This is a genomic window from Rhizobium sp. R635, assembly GCF_002211285.1.
Lineage (GTDB): Bacteria > Pseudomonadota > Alphaproteobacteria > Rhizobiales > Rhizobiaceae > Rhizobium.
Window position 1 is genome coordinate 58,469 of record NZ_LOKX01000017.1, and the last position, 19,059, is coordinate 77,527.

Below are 19,059 nucleotides of genomic sequence, written 5' to 3' on the forward strand. Positions count from 1 at the left end.
CACAAGGGTTGTTCCGGCGATCCGTGTAGAATCTTTCCTGTCAGTCCGCTCACCTTTGCCAATTCCTCAATGAGAGGATTTATCCTTGTCGGCGAATCTCAGCGATTCGGCTTCAGGACCATCAGCCAATGACCAGAGCAAGACGCCGCCGCATCATCCGTACCCGACGAACCGTAACCGGGGTCGCCCTCGTCGGAGCGATCTCCTTTCTTGCCGGCATGACGGATGCGACCGGTCTTCTGCTGACCGGCGATTTCGTCTCCTTCATGACGGGCAATACGACGCGGGCAGCGCTGGCCTTGAGCGACGGTAATCTCCATCACGCGGCGGTGCTGGTCTCGGCCATCCTCGTTTTCGTGCTCGGCAATGCGGCGGGCATCGTCGTCTCCCATGTCTCGCAGCGCCGTATTTTCGTGGTGCTCGGCTGCGTCGGCCTCGTTCTGGCGTTCGCTTCGATGCTGACCATGCGGGACATGCTGATGGTGCGGTTCTACATGATCGTTTTCGCCATGGGCATGGTGAATGCCGCCGTCGAGCATATCGAAGGCCTGCCGATCGGCCTGACCTATGTGACCGGCGCGCTGTCGCGGTTCGGCCGCGGCATCGGCCGCTGGATCATCGGCGACCGCCGCCTCGAATGGACGATCCAGATCGTGCCCTGGGGCGGCATGGTCCTCGGCGCGGTCAGCGGCGCCGTCCTGACCAGGCTGGTGGGCGCGCATGCGCTGTGGCTGGTTTCCCTCTTCGCCATGGCGCTGGCGCTTGCCGCCATGCTGATCCCGCGGCCGCTGCAGCGGCGCTTCAACCATAAGATCGCGCCGCATCGCTCGGCCGCCCCGCATGCGAAATAGAACCGTCGCATTCCTGTTACCGTCGAATCGGATAGGAAGGGCCGCTGCCCATCCGCTGCACGCTTTTGCGCGACATGCTTTAAGGAGTAGGTCTTGTTCGTCATTTCGAAGCTTGTCTGGATTTTTGCCCAGCCGCTGTCACTGGCCTTCTTTCTCGTCTTCTTGGCCTTCGTCGCCGGCCTTCTGCGCTGGCGCAGACTAAGCATCCTCGGTGCGATGGCTTCGGCCCTCATCCTCTTCGTCACGCTCTACACCACGGCCGGCAACCTTATGATGCAGGGTCTCGAGGAACGGTTTCCGAGGCCCACCGTCGATCCGGATAGCCTGCAATGCATGATCGTGCTCGGCGGCGCTTTCGAAAACGAGGTCAACACGGCGCGCCATGGCATAGAGTTCAACGCCGCCGCCGACCGCTTCGTCGAAGCCCTGCGGCTCGCGCAGAAATTTCCGCAGTCGCGCATCCTGATCTCGGGAGGCGACGGCTCTCTCTCGGGTATCTACGAAGGCGATGCGGCGGCATCCGAGCGCTTCTTCCCGCTCTTCGGTGTCGGAAAGGATCGCCTGATCGAGGAGCGGCAATCGCGCACCACCTTCGAAAACGCCGTCAACACCAAGGAATTCCTGGCGAGCCAGGGGCTTTCCAATTGCCTGCTGATCACCTCGGGGTTCCACATGCCGCGCTCCGTCGGTATTTTCCGCAAGCTCGGCATCGATATCGTGCCCTGGCCGACCGATTATCGCACCGACGGTCAGGTGAAGCTGGGCTTCGATTTCACCCAGCCGAACCTCAACGCGCAGAACGTGGCGACGGCGATCCGCGAATGGTACGGCTTGGTCGGCTATTACCTCGCCGGCCGGACTTCGGAGCTCTATCCCCGCTGAGCTACTTCTTTGAAATCGTAACGAATTTCGTGCCACGGACGCGCGCCGTCACGATGCAGGGATCGCCCTCGGTACGGTCGCAGAAACGCGGATGCATCTTCATTGCCAGCACCATGTTGCCGAAGCGCTGGACGAAGTCGTAGCTGTAGATCTGCGCCGTCGCGATCATGAAATAGCCGCCTTCGGCGACCTGCAGATAGAAATTATAGGTGCAGCCGTCGTCGTTGCATTGCGGCCCTTTCTGCCCGTCGCAGGTCAGCTGGCCTTCGTTGACCACGGCGTCGATCAGCCCGTCATTGTTGATGTCCTGGCGGGTGATGAAGCCGTCGGCGAATTCGGCCGTCTTGCATTGCTCCTGGAAATGCTTCTTCTCGTAGATCTCCGGGTCGGAGATCAGCGATTGCTGGCCGAAGGCGGCAGCGGGCATGACGAGCAGCAGGACGATGTTCAGGACGGCGAGCAGCAGCGTTTTCACGGCTTTCCTCTTTTGGATAAGGCTCCCAATGCATGTCGCCCAAAATTGTACAGCGGTTTCGGGACAACGACATGCATCAAACAAAGACTTCAGCTTTATGGAGCAGCCGCCTTGCGCCGCCCTTGCCGCCGTGGTTCTTTCGCTAAAATCTCTGCCGGTTCGGGGGACCGCATGTCTCTGCTCGTCTATCTCGATTATGCCGGCATTGCGCTATTTGCCGCAACGGGTGCGCTCGCCGCCTCGCGCAAGCAGCTGGACCTGATCGGTTTTCTGTTTTTCGCCATGGTGACGGGAACGGGCGGCGGCACCGTGCGCGATATCGTGCTCGGCCGTGTGCCGGTCTTCTGGGTGCTGAACCCGGCCTATATCCTTGTCTGCTGCGTCATGGGCGTCATCGTTTTCTTCACTGCCCATCTGCTGGAATCGCGCTACCGCCTGCTGATCTGGCTGGATGCGATCGGCCTTGCCGCCTATTGCGTGCTCGGCGCCGCAAAGGGCCTCGCCGCCACCGGCTCGCCGACCATCGCGATCGTCACCGGCACGCTGACGGCGACTTTCGGCGGCATCCTGCGCGATCTGATGGCGAACGAGCCCTCGGTGCTGCTGAGGCCGGAAATCTATGTGACGGCGGCGCTGATCGGCGCCAGCGTCTTCACGCTCGCCAATGCGCTGGAAATGCAGCTCTATCTGGCATCCGCCTGCGGCGTCGCGGCGGCCTTTGCCGTGCGCGGCGGAGCCCTGTGGTTCGGCTGGACCTTCCCGACCTACAAGCACAAGCCCGGCCGGCATCCTGATGATGTCATGTGAGGCGGCTGTGCGTCAGCCTTGCTTCGCCCGCAGGCGGATCACCACGTCGACATGGGCGATCTCCATGCCGTCGGGCGGTTCCGGCAGATTGCCGATCGTCAGGTTGCTGACGGGAATATCGAGGACCTCGTTATGACCCTCGATGAAGAAATGGTGATGGTCGGAAACATTGGTGTCGAAATAGGTCTTGGCGCTCTCGACCGCGAGAACGCGGATGAGGCCGGCTTCCGTGAACTGGTGCAGCGTGTTGTAGACGGTCGCCAGTGAAACCGGCACGCCGGCGGCAACCGCCTCCTCATGCAGTTCCTCGACGGTCAAATGCCGGTCGCCCTTGGCAAACAGGAGGTCGCCGAGCGCGACACGCTGGCGGGTGGGGCGCAGGCCCGCGCCGCGCAGCCTTACCTCTATTGCGATCGGGGGTGCACCCGTCATCAAGACCAACTCCGGTTATTCCTGCATAAAGCAATCAGGTTTCTCTTAGCGGTATAACTTTTGAACCGCGGCCTTTCAATAGTTCAATGGGGACAAGAGCCTGATAAACGCGGCAAAAACGGGCTTCTGACGCAAATAGGTCTGGTCGCGGCCCTAGCCTTCCTGTATGCGACCACCAAATATAGGCGAGAGCCTGGTCCGGTGCCATGAATGAAGCTGCCTTGCTCGTGCTTCATTTTCTGAAGAACTTGGACTACACGTTCACATCCATCGGCTTCACGCGGGGGGAAAAGAAACTTTATGACCACCAGACAGTCCAGCTTCTCGTACGAAGAACTCATCGCCTGCGCACATGGCGAGCTGTTCGGCCCCGGCAATGCGCAGCTGCCCCTGCCGCCCATGCTGATGGTTCACCGCATCACGGAGATTTCCGAAACGGGCGGTGCCTTCGACAAGGGTTATCTCAGAGCCGAATACGACGTACGTCCCGACGACTGGTATTTCCCCTGCCATTTCGAAGGTAACCCGATCATGCCGGGCTGCCTCGGCCTTGACGGCATGTGGCAGTTGACCGGCTTCTTCCTGGGCTGGCTCGGCGAGCAAGGCCGCGGCATGGCGCTTTCGACAGGCGAAGTGAAATTCAAGGGCATGGTGCGCCCGCACACGAAGCTGATCGAATACGGCATCGACTTCAAGCGCGTCATGCGCGGCCGCCTGGTGCTCGGCACCGCCGACGGCTGGCTGAAGGCGGACGGCGAAACCATTTATCAGGCGGCCGACCTTCGCGTCGGCCTATCGAAAGAAAAGACGGCCTGAACCGCATTTTCAAGCGGCTGACGAAAACAACAAAGGTTTGATCAGATGAGACGGGTAGTTGTTACGGGTCTGGGTATCGTGTCCTCGATCGGAAACGACGCGGCCGAGGTCACCGAATCCTTGCGGCAGGCAAAGTCGGGTATTTCCTTCTCCAGCGATTTCGCCGAACACGGCTTCAAGTGCCAGGTTTGGGGCAGCCCCAAGCTGGGTGCTGCGGAACTGGCCGAACTGGTCGACCGCCGCGCCATGCGCTTCCTGTCGCAGGGCGGCGCCTGGAACCATGTGGCCATGAAACAGGCGCTTGCCGATTCCGGCCTGGAAGAGAAGGATTACGCTCAGAACGAGCGCGCCGGCATCATCATGGGCTCGGGGGGACCCTCCACCCGCACGCTCATCGAGGCTGCCGATATCACCGTGAAGAACAACAGCCCGAAGCGCATCGGCCCCTTTGCCGTGCCGAAGGCGATGTCCTCCACCGCATCCGCCACACTCGCCACCTGGTTCAAGATCCACGGCGTCAACTATTCGATCTCGTCGGCCTGCTCGACCTCGGCCCATTGCATCGGCAATGCCGCCGAGATGATCCAGTGGGGCAAGCAGGACCTGATGTTTGCCGGCGGCCACGAGGATCTCGACTGGACCATGTCCAATCTCTTCGACGCCATGGGCGCCATGTCCTCCAAGTACAACGACACGCCCGACAGCGCTTCGCGCGCTTATGACGCCAACCGTGACGGCTTCGTCATCGCCGGCGGCGCCGGCGTGCTGGTGCTCGAGGAGCTGGAGCGCGCCAAGGCGCGCGGCGCCAAGATCTATGCCGAAATCGTCGGCTACGGCGCAACCTCGGATGGCTACGACATGGTCGCGCCCTCGGGCGAAGGCGCCATCCGCTGCATGCGTCAGGCTCTTGCTACCGTGAAGGGTGACGTCGATTACATCAACACCCACGGCACCTCGACGCCGGTCGGCGACAGCAAGGAAATCGGTGCCATCCGCGAGGTCTTCGGATCGAAGATCCCGCATATCCAGTCGACCAAGTCGCTGACGGGCCATTCGCTCGGCGCTGCCGGCGTGCAGGAATCGATCTATTCCCTGCTGATGATGCAGCAAGGCTTCATCGGCGAAAGCGCCCATATCACCGAACTCGATCCGGAATTCGAAGGCGTGCCGATCGTGCGCAAGCGTATCGACGATGCGAAGATCGATATCGCTCTTTCCAACTCCTTCGGCTTCGGCGGGACGAACGCCACGCTCGTCTTCCAGCGCTATAACGGATAATAACATGACTGGAATCATGCAGGGTAAGCGCGGCCTCATCATGGGCGTCGCCAACAACCATTCGATTGCCTGGGGGATTTCGAAAGCTCTCGCCGCACAGGGCGCGGAACTCGCCTTCACCTATCAGGGCGATGCGCTCGGCAAGCGCGTCAAGCCGCTTGCCGCCGAGGTCGGCTCGGATTTCGTGCTGCCTTGCGACGTCGAGGACATCGCCTCCGTCGATGCCGTTGTCGATGCGCTCGGCGAGCGCTGGGGCAAGCTCGATTTCATCGTCCATGCCATCGGCTTCTCCGACAAGAACGAACTGAAAGGCCTCTACGCCGATACGACGCGCGAGAATTTCAGCCGCACCATGGTCATTTCCTGTTTCTCCTTCACGGAGATCGCCAAGCGCTGCGCTCCGCTGATGGAAGACGGCGGCGCGATGCTGACCCTGACCTATAACGGCTCGACGCGCGTCATCCCGAATTACAACGTCATGGGCGTCGCCAAGGCGGCGCTCGAGGCTTCCGTGCGCTATCTCGCCGCCGACTACGGCCCGCGTGGTATCCGCGTCAACGGCATTTCCGCCGGCCCGATCCGCACGCTTGCCGGCGCCGGCATTTCGGATGCGCGCGCCATCCTCTCCTGGAACCAGCGCAACGCGCCGCTGCGCAAGACCGTGACCATCGACCAGGTCGGCGGTTCGGCGCTCTATCTGCTCTCGGACCTCTCCGCCGGTGTCACCGGCGAAATCCACTTCGTCGATGCCGGCTTCAACATCACTTCCATGCCGACGCTGGATACGCTGCGCAAGGCGGACGTGGAGTAAAGGCTGTCCAGTTGAAACTCGAAGGCCGTGCGCAGATGATGCGCACGGCCTTTTTATTTCCATCGATGAGAAATCGGTGCAAGGCTTGAGCCTTATTTTTTCGCCCAGAGCACCTTGAAGCGTGCATTGCGGCAGGTTTCGCCGCTTTCTCGGAAATTTGCCGTCAGAACCGGCTCGTAGGGCAGCCCGCGATTGGCGACGAGCATCAGGCGGCCGCCGCCGCGAAGGGCGGATGCGGCGGCTTTGATCATCGCCTGGCCGAGCGAAGGTTCGGCCGCATGACCCTCGTGGAAGGGCGGGTTCATGATGACGAGGTCGTATTTGTCCTTGACCGACTCGCCCGCCAGATCGTGCCAGAAGAAGCGCGCAGGCGCGTTCGGGCAGTTCTCCGCCAGATTGTCCCTGGCGGCCTCCAGGGCCGCGTGGTTGGCCTCATAGAGGTCAAGGCGGGCCAGTCCGCGCGATCTCTGCGCCATCTCGACGGAGAGATAGCCCCAGCCCGCGCCGAAATCGGCGACGTCGCCGGTGAAATCCTGCGGCAGGCGCGACGCGAGCAGTTCCGATCCGGCATCGATCCGGTCATGCGAGAACATGCCGGCGCTCGCATGGAAGCGCTCGTCGACGCGCACCGGCGCCTTCACCAGCTTGGAGGCGATGTCTCCAGCTTCTGCCGGCCGGCCGAACCAGAAGGCGACGCCGTGATATTTCGGCATGTGATCGATGGCGAGGCCGAAACCTTCCATACGCTTGCGCAGCGGCTGGATGCCGTCTTCCTTGGCGCCGGCGACGACGATCAGGCCGCCGGCCCGCGTGCGGGTTATCGCGGCGGCGATGTTAGCCTCGTTCTCGCCCTTGTGTTTGGTGCAGAGCACCAGGGCGGCGTCATAGTCCTCGCCATCGATCTCAGGTGTCGCTTCGATCCGCTGCGCCAACAGCTGCCGATAGAGAGGACGGAAGCCCTGGACGGCGCTGAGCGAGGCGGCGAAGCCCTCCGGCAGCGCAAATCCTGCCTCGGCGCCGAGGAAGAGCACGCGCTCGCCCTCGCCGGGCGCCTGGACTGTGCCGCTGGCAAAGGGATGGAACAGGGTCTTCAGCGTCTCGCGGCTCATGGATCTCGTCTCATTTAGAATAGAAAAAGGGCGCGGAAGATTCCCGCGCCCGGAATTAAGCCGCGCATAATCCTTTCCGAAAATCGATTGCGATTGTCGAGGTTATGCGCGGGAAGAGGCGGCTTATTCGGCCGCTTCTTCCTTCTTCTTCTCGTTCGGGATCTCCTGGCCGGTGGCCTGGTCGACGACCTTCATCGACAGGCGAACCTTGCCGCGTTCGTCGAAGCCGAGCAGCTTGACCCAGACCTTGTCGCCTTCCTTGACGACGTCCTGCGTCTTGGCAACGCGCTCGGAAGCGAGCTGCGAGATATGGACGAGGCCGTCGCGGGCGCCGAAGAAGTTGACGAAGGCGCCGAAGTCGGCGGTCTTGACGACAGTGCCTTCGTAGATCTGGCCGATTTCAGGCTCGGCGACGATCGAGTGGATCCACTTGCGGGCCGCTTCGATCTCCTTGCCGGAAGAGGAGGCGATCTTGACGGTGCCGTCGTCTTCGATGTTGATCTTCGCGCCGGTCTTTTCGACGATTTCGCGGATGACCTTGCCGCCGGAGCCGATGACTTCGCGGATCTTGTCGACCGGGATGTTCATGACTTCGATGCGCGGAGCGAATTCGCCGAGCTGGCCGCGGCTTTCGGTGATGGCCTTGGCCATTTCGCCGAGGATGTGGGCGCGACCGCCCTTGGCCTGGCCGAGAGCGACCTTCATGATCTCTTCGGTGATACCGGCGATCTTGATGTCCATCTGCAGCGAGGTGATGCCGTCGGCGGTGCCTGCGACCTTGAAGTCCATGTCGCCGAGATGATCTTCGTCACCGAGAATGTCGGAGAGGACGGCGAAGCGATCGCCTTCGAGGATCAGGCCCATGGCGATACCGGCAACCGGCTTTGCGAGCGGGACACCTGCATCCATCAGCGCCAGCGACGTGCCGCAGACGGTTGCCATCGAGGACGAGCCGTTGGATTCGGTGATCTCGGAAACGACGCGCAGCGTGTAGGGGAACTGCTCGGCCGACGGCAGCATCGGACGGATCGCACGCCATGCGAGCTTGCCGTGGCCGATCTCGCGGCGGCCCGGGGAGCCCATGCGGCCGGTTTCACCAACCGAGAAGGGAGGGAAGTTGTAATGGAGCAGGAAGCGCTCCTTGTACATGCCGGTCAGGCTGTCGACATACTGCTCGTCTTCGCCGGTGCCGAGCGTGGCAACGACGATCGCCTGCGTTTCGCCGCGCGTGAAGAGCGCCGAACCGTGCGTGCGCGGCAGAAGACCGACTTCCGAAACGATCGGACGAACGGTTTCGAGGTCGCGGCCGTCGATGCGGCTCTTGGTGTCGAGGATGTTCCAGCGGACGATCTTGGCCTGCAGGTGCTTGAAGATCGCGCCGACTTCTTCGGCCGTATACTTGGCTTCGCCTTCCTCGGGGAGGAAATGCGCCTTGACCTTTGCCTTGACGGCGTCGACGGCGGCGTAGCGGTCGGCCTTCTGGGTGATCTTGTAGGCTTCGCGGAGTTCGGCTTCGAAATGCTTCAGCATCTCGCCTTCGAGCTCGGAATAGTCTTCCGGCTGGAAGTCGCGCGGCTCCTTGGCGGCGACTTCGGCGAGCTTGATGATCGCGTCGAGCACCGGTTGGAAGCCCTTGTGGCCGAACATGACGGCGCCGAGCATGACGTCTTCGGGCAGTTCCTTGGCTTCGGACTCGACCATCAGCACGGCGTCGTAGGTGCCGGCGACGACGAGGTCGAGGCTCGACTCGTCCATCTCGTCGAGATGCGGGTTGAGAACATATTCGCCGTTGATGTAGCCGACGCGTGCGCCGCCGACCGGGCCCATGAAGGGAACGCCGGAAAGCGTCAGCGCCGCCGAAGAGGCGATCATGGACAGGATATCGGGATTGTTCTCGAGGTCGTGCTGGACGACGGTGACGACGACCTGCGTGTCGTTCTTGTAGCCTTCCGGGAAGAGCGGGCGGATCGGGCGGTCGATCAGGCGGGAAACGAGGGTCTCGTTTTCGCTCGGACGGCCTTCACGCTTGAAATAGCCGCCGGGGATTTTGCCGGCTGCGTAGGTCTTTTCCTGGTAGTTGACGGTGAGCGGAAAGAAGTCCTGGCCGGGCTTCGGCGCCTTGGCCGAGACGACGGTGGCGAGAACGACGGTCTCGCCGTAGGTGGCGAGAACCGCGCCGTCGGCCTGACGGGCGATCTTGCCGGTTTCGAGCTTCAGCGGGCGGCCGGCCCACTCGATTTCCACTGTATGTGTATCGAACATGTCTTGTCCTTTAATGCGGGAGCACGCGCCGTCGCCGATATCGAGGCGCAGCGCACAGTCGACCGCAATCAATGTGACGTATCACGGGCAAGACAACGGGAGGCTTTTCGTTCCAGGTCTCTCAGGACCTGCAGTTTCCCGGGAAAAACTGGCGTTTCCTTGGGAAAACCGGGCCAAAGCCTCGAGAAGCTCTGGCCGAAAGCATCCGGCAATCCTGCCCCATGACAGGTCAGCGGTTGGTTTGGCAGAACCGGCCCATCCGGGTCCGCCGGTCGTTCCACCGCTTGAGATAGGGCGCGGCCGGAACATTTCATCGGAACATCGTCCCGAAACAGATCCGGCGGACGCTCGAAAGCGCCCGCCGGACAATCTTAGCGGCGGATACCCAGGCTGTTGATCAGCTTGGAATAACGGCCTTCATCCTTCTTCTTGAGGTAATCAAGAAGCGAGCGGCGGCTCGAAACCATCGTCAGCAGGCCACGGCGGGAATGGTTATCCTTCTTGTGGTCCTTGAAGTGTTCGGTCAGGTTGTTGATGCGTTCGGTCAGGATCGCGACCTGAACCTCAGGAGAACCGGTGTCGCCTTCGGCGGTTGCGTATTCCTTGATCAGCGCAGCCTTGCGCTCAGCAGTAATCGACATCGGATGATCCTTTCTATGAGAGGAGATGAAGTCGCCAAAAGCCGGGATGCCGTCCAGCTTTGGCCGTGAATGCGAGCAGGCGGACCTGACGCTGGCGCTGCCTATAAACCAAATAAGCACCGATGGAAAGAGGGAGTCGTTCCTGGCGGTTCAACGGTCCGCCATGGCATCCCGAATCATTCCGTCATAGCCCTCCGGATCCTGCAGCATGGCGAAATGGCTGGTATTCCTAAGGATCACGAGTTTGGCGCCCGGAATCTGTTTTGCCATCATTTCCGTATGGTCGAGTTTGACGGCTTCGTCGTGATCGCCGATCGCAAGCGTGACGGGAACCGTGATCCTTCCAAGATCGGCGGCCGTCCAGGCCGGCTGGGTCTCCCACATGTGGGAGATCTGGGTGACGAAGGCGTCGTACTCGTTCGGGGTCGGCGAAAGCTTCCGGTACTGATCGCCGGCGACATCGATGTAGGCTTTGAAGGTCTTGTTTTCCATGACGTCGGCCTTGACGCCGTCGGTTGTGACGTTTGCCGCCTGGGCAATGACGCGGGTCAGCTTTTCCGGATGTTTCATCGCCATGTCGATGCCGATGATGCCGCCGTCCGACCATCCCACAAGCGTCACCTTGCTGATCTTCAGATGGTCGAGAAGGGCCGCGTAATCCGAGGTCATCAGATCGTAGCCGAAAGGCTGCTGGCTGCGCGTCGAGCGGCCATGACCGCGGCTGTCGGCGACGATGACCAGATGATCCCTGGCGAAATCGGCGATCTGGTGACCCCAGACGTCGGCATTTCCAAGGCCGCCATGGATGAAGAGGATCGGCTCGCCCTCACCATATTCGGCGTAGTACATCTTGATGTCGTTCACATCGGCCACGCCGCTCACCTTCGGCGCGGGCATCGAAGGAAAGGCCGGAAGCTCGGCCCAGCGCTCGGCGGATCGAGCGCCGGCAGCGGTCAGGATCATCGAAAAGAACGTCAGCATTGCGAAAGCGGTTGCGCGCATGGTCATCCCCTTGTCGGGCCGCCATGGCCCCTCGGGCCGTTATGGCCCGAAAGGAAGATATCGCATCACTACCGCCTGACAATCGTCAGTGGCAACGGACTCAGGCGAAAACCCGCTTCGGGCGAAATTCGCCCTGGCCGATTTCGCCGATCGCGATCAGCCTGCCGCGTGCCGTCGCATAGGCTTCGCTTTCGGCAATCGGCGCATCGCGGCCGCGCACCAGGATCGGATTGCCCATCTTCAGCCGGTGCGCCTGGTCGTCGTTGATGACGAGATGGGGCAGGGCGGACAACGCTTCGCAGGTGTCGATCAGCAGCGCGTCGAGGGCAGCGAGCCGCTCATCCATATCCTCGATCGCTTCCAGCGCCACGAGGTGCGCGAGCGGCACCATGGCTTCTTCCGCGAAGGGCGCGACGAAGGTGCGCCGCAGCCCCGAAATATGGCCGTAGCAGCCGAGTTCGCGGCCAAAATCACGGGCCAGCGCCCGGACATAGGTTCCCTTGCCGCATTCCACTTCGAAATGCGCGGTATTGGCGTCCGGGCAGGCAAGCAGGGTCAAGCGGAAAATCTCGACTTCGCGCGAGGGGATCTCGACGGCTTCGCCTTCGCGCGCCAGGTCGTAGGCGCGTTCACCCGCTATCTTGATGGCGGAAAACTGCGGCGGAACCTGGCTGATGGTGCCGATATATTTGGGCAGGATATCGCGGATCTGCTGTTCGCTCGGGCGCTCGTCCGAACTTTCAGTGACCTCGCCTTCGAGGTCGTCCGTCGCGCGCTCTTCGCCCCAGCTCACCGTGAACTCATAGATCTTGCGGCCGTCCATCACATAGGGAACGGTCTTCGTCGCATCGCCGAGCGCGATCGGCAGCATGCCGGAGGCGAGCGGATCGAGCGTGCCGGCATGACCGGCCTTCTGCGCCTTGTAGAGCCACTTGATCTTGGAAACGGCTTCGGTCGAGCCGAAATCCACCGGCTTGTCGAGGATCAGCCAGCCGGAAATCGGCCGGCCCTTGGGTTTGCGTGGTTTGGACATCAGTCTCTTCTGTTATTTCTCTTCATCATCGCCGTCGAGGTCGCGGCTCACCTCGGGCGAACGCAGCAGCTCGTCGATCTTCTTGTAGTTGTCGAAGCTGGTATCATCGCGGAAGCGCACTTCCGGCATGTATTTCATCTGCCGAAGCTGCGGCCCGAGTCTGCCGCGGATGAACTTGGCATGGCGGTTCAACGCGTCGATGACGATGCTGTGGTCGGAAACGCCGAGCGGCGTCACGTAAGCCGTGGCGATCTTCAGATCGGGCGACATGCGCACTTCCGAGATCGAGATCACGGTCGCCTCGATGACGTCGTCGCGCACCTCGCCGCGCTGCAGCACCTGGGTGATCGCAGCGCGAACCTGTTCGCCAACGCGCAGCATGCGCTGCGAAGGCGCGGAAGAAGTTGGTCTGGTCATTGTTATCTCTATTTGCCGATGCGGCTGGGAATCGAACCCGTCAAAGGAGAGCGTCCATGACTCTTTTGGCCGAAAAGGTCAAGCCGGCAAGTGCAAAAGCCATCCGCCGGGTGGCGGATGGCTTTTGCAAAGCTGCTGTGACGCCTGGGATCAGAGCGTACGCGTGATATGTTCGACGCGGAAGCACTCGATGACGTCGCCGACGCGCATGTCTTCGTAGTTCTCGAAGGCCATGCCGCATTCCTGGCCCATCGGCACTTCGGAGACTTCGTCCTTGAAGCGCTTGAGCGTCTTGAGCTTGCCTTCGTGAACGACGACGTCGTTGCGGATGAGGCGGACGCCCGCTCCACGCTCGACCTTGCCTTCGACGACGCGGCAACCGGCGACCTTGCCGACCTTGGTGATGTTGAACACTTCCAGGATCTCGGCATTGCCGATGAAGGTTTCGCGGCGTTCCGGAGACAGGAGGCCGGACATCGCTGCCTTCACGTCATCCACGAGGTCGTAGATGATGTTGTAGTAGCGGATATCGAGGCCCTGGCGCTCGGCGAACTGACGTGCCTGCGCATTCGCACGAACGTTGAAGCCGATGATGGCCGCGTTCGAAGCTTCGGCAAGCGAAATATCCGTCTCGGTGATGCCGCCGGCGCCCGAATGGACGATGCGGGCACGAACCTCGTCGGTGCCGAGCTTTTCCAGCGCGCCGGCAATGGCTTCGATCGAGCCCTGCACGTCGCCCTTGATGACGAGCGGGAACTCCTTGATGCCGTTGCTCTGCATCTGCGTCATCATCTGTTCCAGCGAGCCGCGCTGTCCCGACTGACGGGCAGCCGCCTTGTCGCGGGCAAGCCGCTGACGGTATTCCGAGATTTCGCGGGCGCGGCTTTCGCTTTCGACGACGGCGAACTTGTCGCCGGCCTGCGGCGTTCCGGAAAGACCGAGAAGCTCGACCGGGGTCGCGGGACCGGCTTCCTTCACATGATCGCCCTTGTCGGTCACGAGCGCGCGCACGCGGCCCCAGACGTCGCCGGCGACGATGATCTGGCCGGGACGTAGCGTGCCCTTCTGGACGAGTACGGTCGCGACCGAGCCGCGGCCGCGGTCGAGCTGGGCTTCGATGACCGTGCCCTCTGCCGTCCGGTTCGGGTTGGCCTTGAGGTCGAGAATTTCCGCCTGCAGCAGGATCGCCTCGAGCAGCTTGTCGATGTTTTTGCCTGTCTTGGCCGAAACCTCGACGTCGAGCACTTCACCGCCCATGGATTCCACGAAGACTTCGTGCTGCAGCAGCTGGTTGCGGACCTTCTGCGCATCCGCCTCGTGCTTGTCGATCTTGTTGATCGCCACGATGATCGGAACACCGGCCGCCTTGGCGTGGTTGATCGATTCGATCGTCTGCGGCATCACGCTGTCGTCGGCCGCGACCACGAGGATCGCGATGTCGGTCGCCTGTGCGCCGCGGGCACGCATCGCCGTGAAGGCGGCGTGGCCGGGGGTGTCGATGAAGGTGATCTTCTGGCCGTTCTGCTCCACCTGATAGGCGCCGATATGCTGCGTGATGCCACCGGCTTCGCCGGCGACCACGTTGGCATGGCGGATAGCGTCGAGCAGCGAGGTCTTGCCGTGGTCGACGTGGCCCATGATGGTGACGACGGGCGGGCGCGAAACCAGTTCGCCCTCTTCGTCGGACACATTGAAGATGCCGAGTTCGACGTCGGATTCCGACACGCGCTTGACCGTATGGCCGAATTCGCCGGCGATGAGTTCGGCAAGGTCGGCGTCGATGACGTCGCCCGGCTTCATCATCTGGCCTTCCTTCATCAGGTACTTGATGACGTCGACGGCGCGTTCGGACATGCGCTGCGACAGTTCCTGAATGGTGATGGTCTCAGGCAGAACGACTTCGCGGGAGATCTTCTCGCGGGTTTCCTGCATCTGGCTGCGGCGGAACTTCTCCTGCCGGCGGCGCATCGCCGAAAGCGAACGGCTGCGGCCGGCGTCCTCACCGTCGACGTCGGCGGTGGTGATCGTCAACTTGCCGCGGCGGCGCTCGTCATCCGTCTTCGGACGCGTCGTTACCGGCTTTGCCGGTTCCGGACGGACGACGCGGCCACGGGCCGGACCGCCGCGTGCGGCACCCCGATCGTCGTCGCCATCGTCATCGCGGCGGCCACGGACGCCGGCCGGTGCGGCAGCACCGGGGGCCGGACGGGCGCTGGCAGGCGCTGCGCCATCAGGCCGGCGGGCAGCCGGAGCCGATGATGCCGGACGCGGTGTGTTCGGACGGGCTTCGGCCACTGCTGGGGCCGGTGCGGCCGCGGCGGCTGCCGGTTCGGCGACAGCGGGTGCCTCCGCCTGGCGGGCAGCCTCTTCGGCGGCCCTGCGGGCGGCTTCTTCTGCTTCAGCCGCCTTGCGGATAGCCTCTTCGGCGGCGCGGCGCTTTTCTTCCTCGGCGCGGCGGATCGCATCCTGGGCGTCACGCGCCTGGGATTCGGCGAGCGCGCGGCGGCGGGCGTCCATCTCTTCCGGCGACAGGTGGTTCAGCACGACAGGGCGCGGACGATCGTTCGAGCGCGGCTGCTGATAGGACTGCTGCTGCGGACGTTGGTTGGTCTGGTTGCTGCCAGGCTGATGAACCCGCGGCGCCGGCGCCGGCTGCTGCGGACGTGCCTGTACGGGCGCGGGCGCCGGTTCGGCGGCGCGGACCGGGGCCACGGGGGCGGCAGGCGTGATCGGCTTTTCGTCTTCCGGGCGCATCGGGCGCCGTTTGCGGGTCTCGACGACGACCGCCTTGGTGCGACCGCGACCCATATCCTGGCGAACGGTGCCCTGGCTCATCCCCGATGGTTTCAGGGTAAGCGTCTTCTTGCCCGTTACGCTGAGTGTCTTGTCGTCATTGCTATCGGTCATTCGTTCCCGTTCCTTCGGACAGGGAGCGATGACTAGATCAGACCCTGTCGTTCAAATACTGTCGATCAATGAGAATTGGACCGGCCGATGCCGGTGACGCTCTCATTGCTTTTGCCGGCCAGCGCCGCCCGCTGCCCGGGACTGACCGCCAATACGGTACTGTTCGAGCATCTTTGCGCGCTTCACTACACCTTCACCCGCCTGCCCTGCAAGCACTGCGGCATGGATAAAAGCATTCTGGCCCATCAGGCCTTCCATTTCGCTCTCCGAGAAGAGACGGAAGGAAGGTATCTCCTCCTCGGTCTCCATTCCGAGGTGCCAGGCCTTGCGGGCCTGGTCGATTTTCCGGACGCCGTCGTCCGCTGCTTCAGTCGCGTGGAACACCGCAAGGGCTGCTCCGCTTCTCACCGCGGCATCCACTTTCGAGGAGCCGCTGATGAACTGGCCAGCTTTGCGCGCCATGTTCATCATCTGCATCAATTGCACCGAAAGCAGCCGGTCGACGCTCGCGCCGAGGTCTTCCGCCGCCTTCACGTCCGCTTTCAGGGCGCGGGCGAAGAGCTTCTTCGCCACCGCCTTGTCGACCAGGGACCGGTCGGCTTTCACCCAGCATCCGCGTCCCGGAAGCTCGCGCTTCAGGTCGGCGACGACGGTTCCATCGGGAGCCGCGACGAAGCGGATCAGCTCTTCCGGCGATCCGCTTTCCCGCGTCACGATGCACATGCGTCCGTTCACGTCATAACCTGCAAGATCGTCGTCCTCAGGGAGAGCGTCCGGCTCATGCGCGGTCATCATGCTTCTTGTTCGGCTTCGGTGACCTCTTCTTCGGTCCCCTTCGCCAGGTCCTCTTCCGTGATCCAGCCGGCTGCAAGGCGGGCCTGGACGATCATCTGTTCGGCCTCGACGCGCGAGACGTCGAACTTCGAGAACAGGCCTTCGAACTTCTTCGTTTCGCCGTTCTTGCGTTCCGTCCAGCCGACGAGATCATCGGCGGCGCAACCCGCGAAGTCTTCGATCGTCTTGATGCCGTCTTCGCCGAGCGCCACCATCATCTGGGCGGTCATGCCGTCGATCCCGCGCAGTTCGTCCTCGACGCCGAGCGCCTTGCGCTTCTCGTCCATCTCGGCTTCGAGACGCTCGAGGAATTCGCGGGCGCGCTGCTGGATTTCCTGCGCCGTCTCTTCGTCGAAACCGTCGATCGAGGAGATTTCGTCGAGGTCGACATAGGCGAGTTCCTCGACGGCGGCAAAGCCTTCCGAAGCCAGAACCTGGCCGACCATCTCGTCGACGTCGAGCGAGTCCATGAACAGGTTGGTGCGCTCGTTGAATTCCTTCTGACGGCGCTCCGATTCCTCGGCTTCCGTCATGATGTCGATGTCCCAGCCGGTCAGCTGCGAGGCGAGGCGGACGTTCTGGCCGCGGCGGCCGATGGCAAGCGACAGCTGCTCGTCGGGGACGACGACTTCGATGCGCTCGGCATCCTCGTCGAGAACGACCTTGGCAACTTCAGCCGGCTGCAGGGCGTTGACGACGAAGGTCGCCGGGTCCTGGCTCCAGGGAATGATGTCGATCTTCTCGCCCTGGAGTTCGCCGACGACGGCCTGGACGCGCGAACCGCGCATACCGACGCAGGCGCCGACCGGATCGATCGAGCTATCGTTCGAGATCACCGCGATCTTGGCGCGCGAGCCCGGATCGCGGGCGACCGACTTCACCTGGATGATGCCGTCGTAGATTTCCGGCACTTCCATGGTGAAGAGCTTCACCATGAACTGCGGATGCGTGCGCGACAGGAAGATCTGCGGGCCGCGCTGCTCGCGGCGGACGTCATAGACATATGCGCGGACGCGATCGCCGTAGCGCACGTTCTCGCGCGGGATCATTTCGTCGCGGCGGATGATGCCTTCGCCGCGGCCGAGATCGACGATGACGTTGCCGTATTCGACGCGCTTGACGGTGCCGTTGACGATTTCGCCGACGCGGTCCTTGAATTCGTCGAACTGGCGGTCGCGCTCGGCTTCACGCACCTTCTGCACGATCACCTGCTTGGCGGACTGTGCGGCGATGCGGCCGAAATCCATCGGCGGCAGCGGATCGGCGATGAAATCGCCGAGAGCGGCATCCGGGTTGCGGTCACGGGCGAGTTCCAGCGGGATCTGCGTCGAATAATCCTCGGCCTTGTCGACGACTTCGAGCAGGCGCTGCAGCCGGATTTCGCCGGTCTTCGGATTGATGTCGGCCCGGATGTTGGATTCGGTGCCGTAACGCGAGCGTGCCGCCTTCTGAATGGCATCGGCCATTGCGGCAAGCACGATCTCGCGGTCGATGACCTTTTCGCGCGCCACTGCATCTGCGATCTGCAGAAGTTCGAGCCGGTTCGCACTGACTGCCATTGTCTTGTTTCTCCGTCTTTACCCCGGGGTTCCCGTCCCTGGAGCGGTCTGTTGATCGGTTATTCCTGCTCGTCCGCTTCGTTCTGGTTGGCGGCCTGCGCTTTCGCCAGCTTGTCGGCGCGCAGCGCATCGCGGATCAGATCGTCGGTCAGAATGAGCTTCGCATCGCTGAGCGCCGTGAAGGGAATGGTGACCTTCTGCTCTTCCCCATAGGCAACCTGGTCACGCTCGAGCGTGAAACCATCTGCGTCTGCTTCGACGATCTTGCCGCGGAAGCGCTTGCGGTTGTCGATCATGATCGACGTCTCGCATTTTACCAGGTGACCTTGCCAGCGAACGAAATCGGATTTCCGCACCATCGGGCGGTCGATGCCGGGCGAAGACACTTCGAGATGATACTCTTTATCGATCGGATCTTCCACATCGAGGACCGGAGAAATCGCCATCGAGATCTCTTCGCAATCCTCGACCGTCATCGTGCCGTCGTTGCGCTCTGCCATGACCTGCATCGTTGCGCCGTTCTGGTTCAGCATGCGCACACGGATGAGCCGGAAGCCCAATCCGATGAGAACGGGTTCGATGATATCGGCAAGACGCTGGTCAAGCCCGGTTTCGGTAATCAGCCGCGGCTCAAGTTCGTTGTCTGCGTTCGTCATGTCCGACAAGCGGTGCGCTCCTCGCAATTTCAAGCTGTTCAGGCGATCGAGCTAATAAAAAAGAGCGGGTCCTTGCGGCCCACTCTTCATCAAGCGATCAAGAATTTGAGAGCCATATAGTCGGGTTTTTACGAAATTGCAAGGTCTGCGGCCAATTCCGCCAGGGCAATCGCTTCAGCTTTGCATTTCGTTGTGGCGCAGAGAGGTGCGGGTGTGATTCATGAGGAGCTTCGAATCGACGGAGCCGTTCATGTCAGCCTCTCACACATCGTCACGCGCCATTCTTG

The 19,059-nt window shown here is 62.2% G+C and carries 18 protein-coding genes; 6 read left to right on the forward strand and 12 right to left on the reverse strand.

Annotated elements, in window-relative coordinates; all coding sequences use genetic code 11:
• Positions 1-128 precede the first annotated feature (128 nt).
• Entirely contained in the window at positions 129-851 is a 723-nt protein-coding gene (locus tag ATY78_RS14995) for a YoaK family protein (protein WP_088683113.1), read from the forward strand.
• A 93-nt stretch (positions 852-944) separates the two neighbouring features.
• Positions 945-1,733: a YdcF family protein gene (locus ATY78_RS15000; protein WP_088683114.1), complete on the forward strand. Its 789-nt coding sequence runs from the start codon at positions 945-947 to the stop codon at positions 1,731-1,733.
• A gap of 1 nt (position 1,734) precedes the next feature.
• Here the strand turns inward: ATY78_RS15000 and ATY78_RS15005 are convergent, their stop codons facing one another.
• Complete coding sequence (locus tag ATY78_RS15005) at positions 1,735-2,208, reverse strand: hypothetical protein (protein ID WP_088683115.1); 474 nt, start codon at positions 2,206-2,208, stop codon at positions 1,735-1,737.
• Between the two features lie 171 nt (positions 2,209-2,379).
• Between ATY78_RS15005 and ATY78_RS15010 the strand changes: the two genes are divergently transcribed.
• Positions 2,380-3,015, forward strand: coding sequence for a trimeric intracellular cation channel family protein (locus ATY78_RS15010; RefSeq protein ID WP_088683116.1), 636 nt, complete (start codon positions 2,380-2,382; stop codon positions 3,013-3,015).
• 12 nt (positions 3,016-3,027) lie between these two features.
• On the opposite strand, the gene irrA is transcribed toward ATY78_RS15010, so the two are convergent.
• Positions 3,028-3,447, reverse strand: a complete 420-nt coding sequence (irrA, locus tag ATY78_RS15015; RefSeq protein ID WP_088683129.1) for an iron response transcriptional regulator IrrA — start codon at positions 3,445-3,447, stop codon at positions 3,028-3,030.
• Positions 3,448-3,747: 300 nt separating this feature from the next.
• Here irrA and fabA point away from each other — a divergent pair, with 300 nt between their 5' ends.
• The 3 genes from fabA to fabI are packed head-to-tail and all read left to right on the forward strand — an operon-like array spanning position 3,748 to position 6,352.
• On the forward strand, positions 3,748-4,263 hold the full coding sequence (gene fabA / locus ATY78_RS15020; RefSeq protein WP_088683117.1) for a 3-hydroxyacyl-[acyl-carrier-protein] dehydratase FabA: 516 nt from the start codon (positions 3,748-3,750) through the stop codon (positions 4,261-4,263).
• A 45-nt stretch (positions 4,264-4,308) separates the two neighbouring features.
• The gene (fabB, locus tag ATY78_RS15025; RefSeq protein WP_088683118.1) at positions 4,309-5,541 is read left to right on the forward strand and encodes a beta-ketoacyl-ACP synthase I; all 1,233 of its coding nucleotides are present in this window, start codon (positions 4,309-4,311) and stop codon (positions 5,539-5,541) included.
• 4 nt (positions 5,542-5,545) lie between these two features.
• On the forward strand, positions 5,546-6,352 hold the full coding sequence (fabI, locus tag ATY78_RS15030; protein ID WP_088683119.1) for an enoyl-ACP reductase FabI: 807 nt from the start codon (positions 5,546-5,548) through the stop codon (positions 6,350-6,352).
• Positions 6,353-6,444: 92 nt separating this feature from the next.
• Here the strand turns inward: fabI and ATY78_RS15035 are convergent, their stop codons facing one another.
• From ATY78_RS15035 to rimP, 10 genes are all read right to left on the reverse strand, one after another.
• The gene (locus tag ATY78_RS15035) at positions 6,445-7,461 is read right to left on the reverse strand and encodes a class I SAM-dependent methyltransferase (RefSeq protein ID WP_088683120.1); all 1,017 of its coding nucleotides are present in this window, start codon (positions 7,459-7,461) and stop codon (positions 6,445-6,447) included.
• Between the two features lie 123 nt (positions 7,462-7,584).
• The gene (gene pnp / locus ATY78_RS15040) at positions 7,585-9,723 is read right to left on the reverse strand and encodes a polyribonucleotide nucleotidyltransferase (RefSeq protein WP_088683130.1); all 2,139 of its coding nucleotides are present in this window, start codon (positions 9,721-9,723) and stop codon (positions 7,585-7,587) included.
• A gap of 371 nt (positions 9,724-10,094) precedes the next feature.
• Positions 10,095-10,364 (reverse strand): 30S ribosomal protein S15, encoded by a 270-nt coding sequence (gene rpsO / locus ATY78_RS15045; protein WP_009997779.1) that lies wholly within the window; start codon positions 10,362-10,364, stop codon positions 10,095-10,097.
• Between the two features lie 150 nt (positions 10,365-10,514).
• The gene (locus ATY78_RS15050; RefSeq protein ID WP_088683121.1) at positions 10,515-11,366 is read right to left on the reverse strand and encodes an alpha/beta hydrolase; all 852 of its coding nucleotides are present in this window, start codon (positions 11,364-11,366) and stop codon (positions 10,515-10,517) included.
• A gap of 100 nt (positions 11,367-11,466) precedes the next feature.
• Positions 11,467-12,399: a tRNA pseudouridine(55) synthase TruB gene (gene truB, locus ATY78_RS15055; RefSeq protein WP_088683122.1), complete on the reverse strand. Its 933-nt coding sequence runs from the start codon at positions 12,397-12,399 to the stop codon at positions 11,467-11,469.
• A 12-nt stretch (positions 12,400-12,411) separates the two neighbouring features.
• Complete coding sequence (gene rbfA / locus ATY78_RS15060) at positions 12,412-12,816, reverse strand: 30S ribosome-binding factor RbfA (protein ID WP_088683123.1); 405 nt, start codon at positions 12,814-12,816, stop codon at positions 12,412-12,414.
• 150 nt (positions 12,817-12,966) lie between these two features.
• Positions 12,967-15,723 (reverse strand): translation initiation factor IF-2, encoded by a 2,757-nt coding sequence (gene infB / locus ATY78_RS15065; protein ID WP_088683124.1) that lies wholly within the window; start codon positions 15,721-15,723, stop codon positions 12,967-12,969.
• Positions 15,724-15,825: 102 nt separating this feature from the next.
• A complete protein-coding gene (locus ATY78_RS15070) occupies positions 15,826-16,518 on the reverse strand; it encodes an RNA-binding protein (protein WP_190237466.1) in 693 nt (230 codons plus the stop codon).
• Positions 16,515-18,116, reverse strand: coding sequence for a transcription termination factor NusA (gene nusA, locus ATY78_RS15075; RefSeq protein ID WP_088683125.1), 1,602 nt, complete (start codon positions 18,114-18,116; stop codon positions 16,515-16,517). The genes ATY78_RS15070 and nusA overlap by 4 nt, the downstream gene beginning before the upstream one ends.
• Before the next feature lie 59 nt (positions 18,117-18,175).
• Entirely contained in the window at positions 18,176-18,781 is a 606-nt protein-coding gene (rimP, locus tag ATY78_RS15080) for a ribosome maturation factor RimP (protein ID WP_088683126.1), read from the reverse strand.
• Between the last annotated feature and the right edge of the window lie 278 nt (positions 18,782-19,059).

What these genes read in the sequence shown, in the direction of transcription:
- ATY78_RS14995 (WP_088683113.1), top strand. Translation starts at nt 129, where the DNA reads ATGACCAGAGCAAGACGCCGCCGCATCATCCGTACCCGACGAACCGTA.
- ATY78_RS15010 (WP_088683116.1), top strand. Translation starts at nt 2,380, where the DNA reads ATGTCTCTGCTCGTCTATCTCGATTATGCCGGCATTGCGCTATTTGCC.
- irrA (WP_088683129.1), bottom strand. Translation starts at nt 3,447, where the DNA reads ATGACGGGTGCACCCCCGATCGCAATAGAGGTAAGGCTGCGCGGCGCG.
- fabA (WP_088683117.1), top strand. Translation starts at nt 3,748, where the DNA reads ATGACCACCAGACAGTCCAGCTTCTCGTACGAAGAACTCATCGCCTGC.
- fabB (WP_088683118.1), top strand. Translation starts at nt 4,309, where the DNA reads ATGAGACGGGTAGTTGTTACGGGTCTGGGTATCGTGTCCTCGATCGGA.
- fabI (WP_088683119.1), top strand. Translation starts at nt 5,546, where the DNA reads ATGACTGGAATCATGCAGGGTAAGCGCGGCCTCATCATGGGCGTCGCC.
- ATY78_RS15035 (WP_088683120.1), bottom strand. Translation starts at nt 7,461, where the DNA reads ATGAGCCGCGAGACGCTGAAGACCCTGTTCCATCCCTTTGCCAGCGGC.
- pnp (WP_088683130.1), bottom strand. Translation starts at nt 9,723, where the DNA reads ATGTTCGATACACATACAGTGGAAATCGAGTGGGCCGGCCGCCCGCTG.
- rpsO (WP_009997779.1), bottom strand. Translation starts at nt 10,364, where the DNA reads ATGTCGATTACTGCTGAGCGCAAGGCTGCGCTGATCAAGGAATACGCA.
- ATY78_RS15050 (WP_088683121.1), bottom strand. Translation starts at nt 11,366, where the DNA reads ATGCGCGCAACCGCTTTCGCAATGCTGACGTTCTTTTCGATGATCCTG.
- truB (WP_088683122.1), bottom strand. Translation starts at nt 12,399, where the DNA reads ATGTCCAAACCACGCAAACCCAAGGGCCGGCCGATTTCCGGCTGGCTG.
- rbfA (WP_088683123.1), bottom strand. Translation starts at nt 12,816, where the DNA reads ATGACCAGACCAACTTCTTCCGCGCCTTCGCAGCGCATGCTGCGCGTT.
- infB (WP_088683124.1), bottom strand. Translation starts at nt 15,723, where the DNA reads ATGACCGATAGCAATGACGACAAGACACTCAGCGTAACGGGCAAGAAG.
- ATY78_RS15070 (WP_190237466.1), bottom strand. Translation starts at nt 16,518, where the DNA reads ATGATGACCGCGCATGAGCCGGACGCTCTCCCTGAGGACGACGATCTT.
- nusA (WP_088683125.1), bottom strand. Translation starts at nt 18,116, where the DNA reads ATGGCAGTCAGTGCGAACCGGCTCGAACTTCTGCAGATCGCAGATGCA.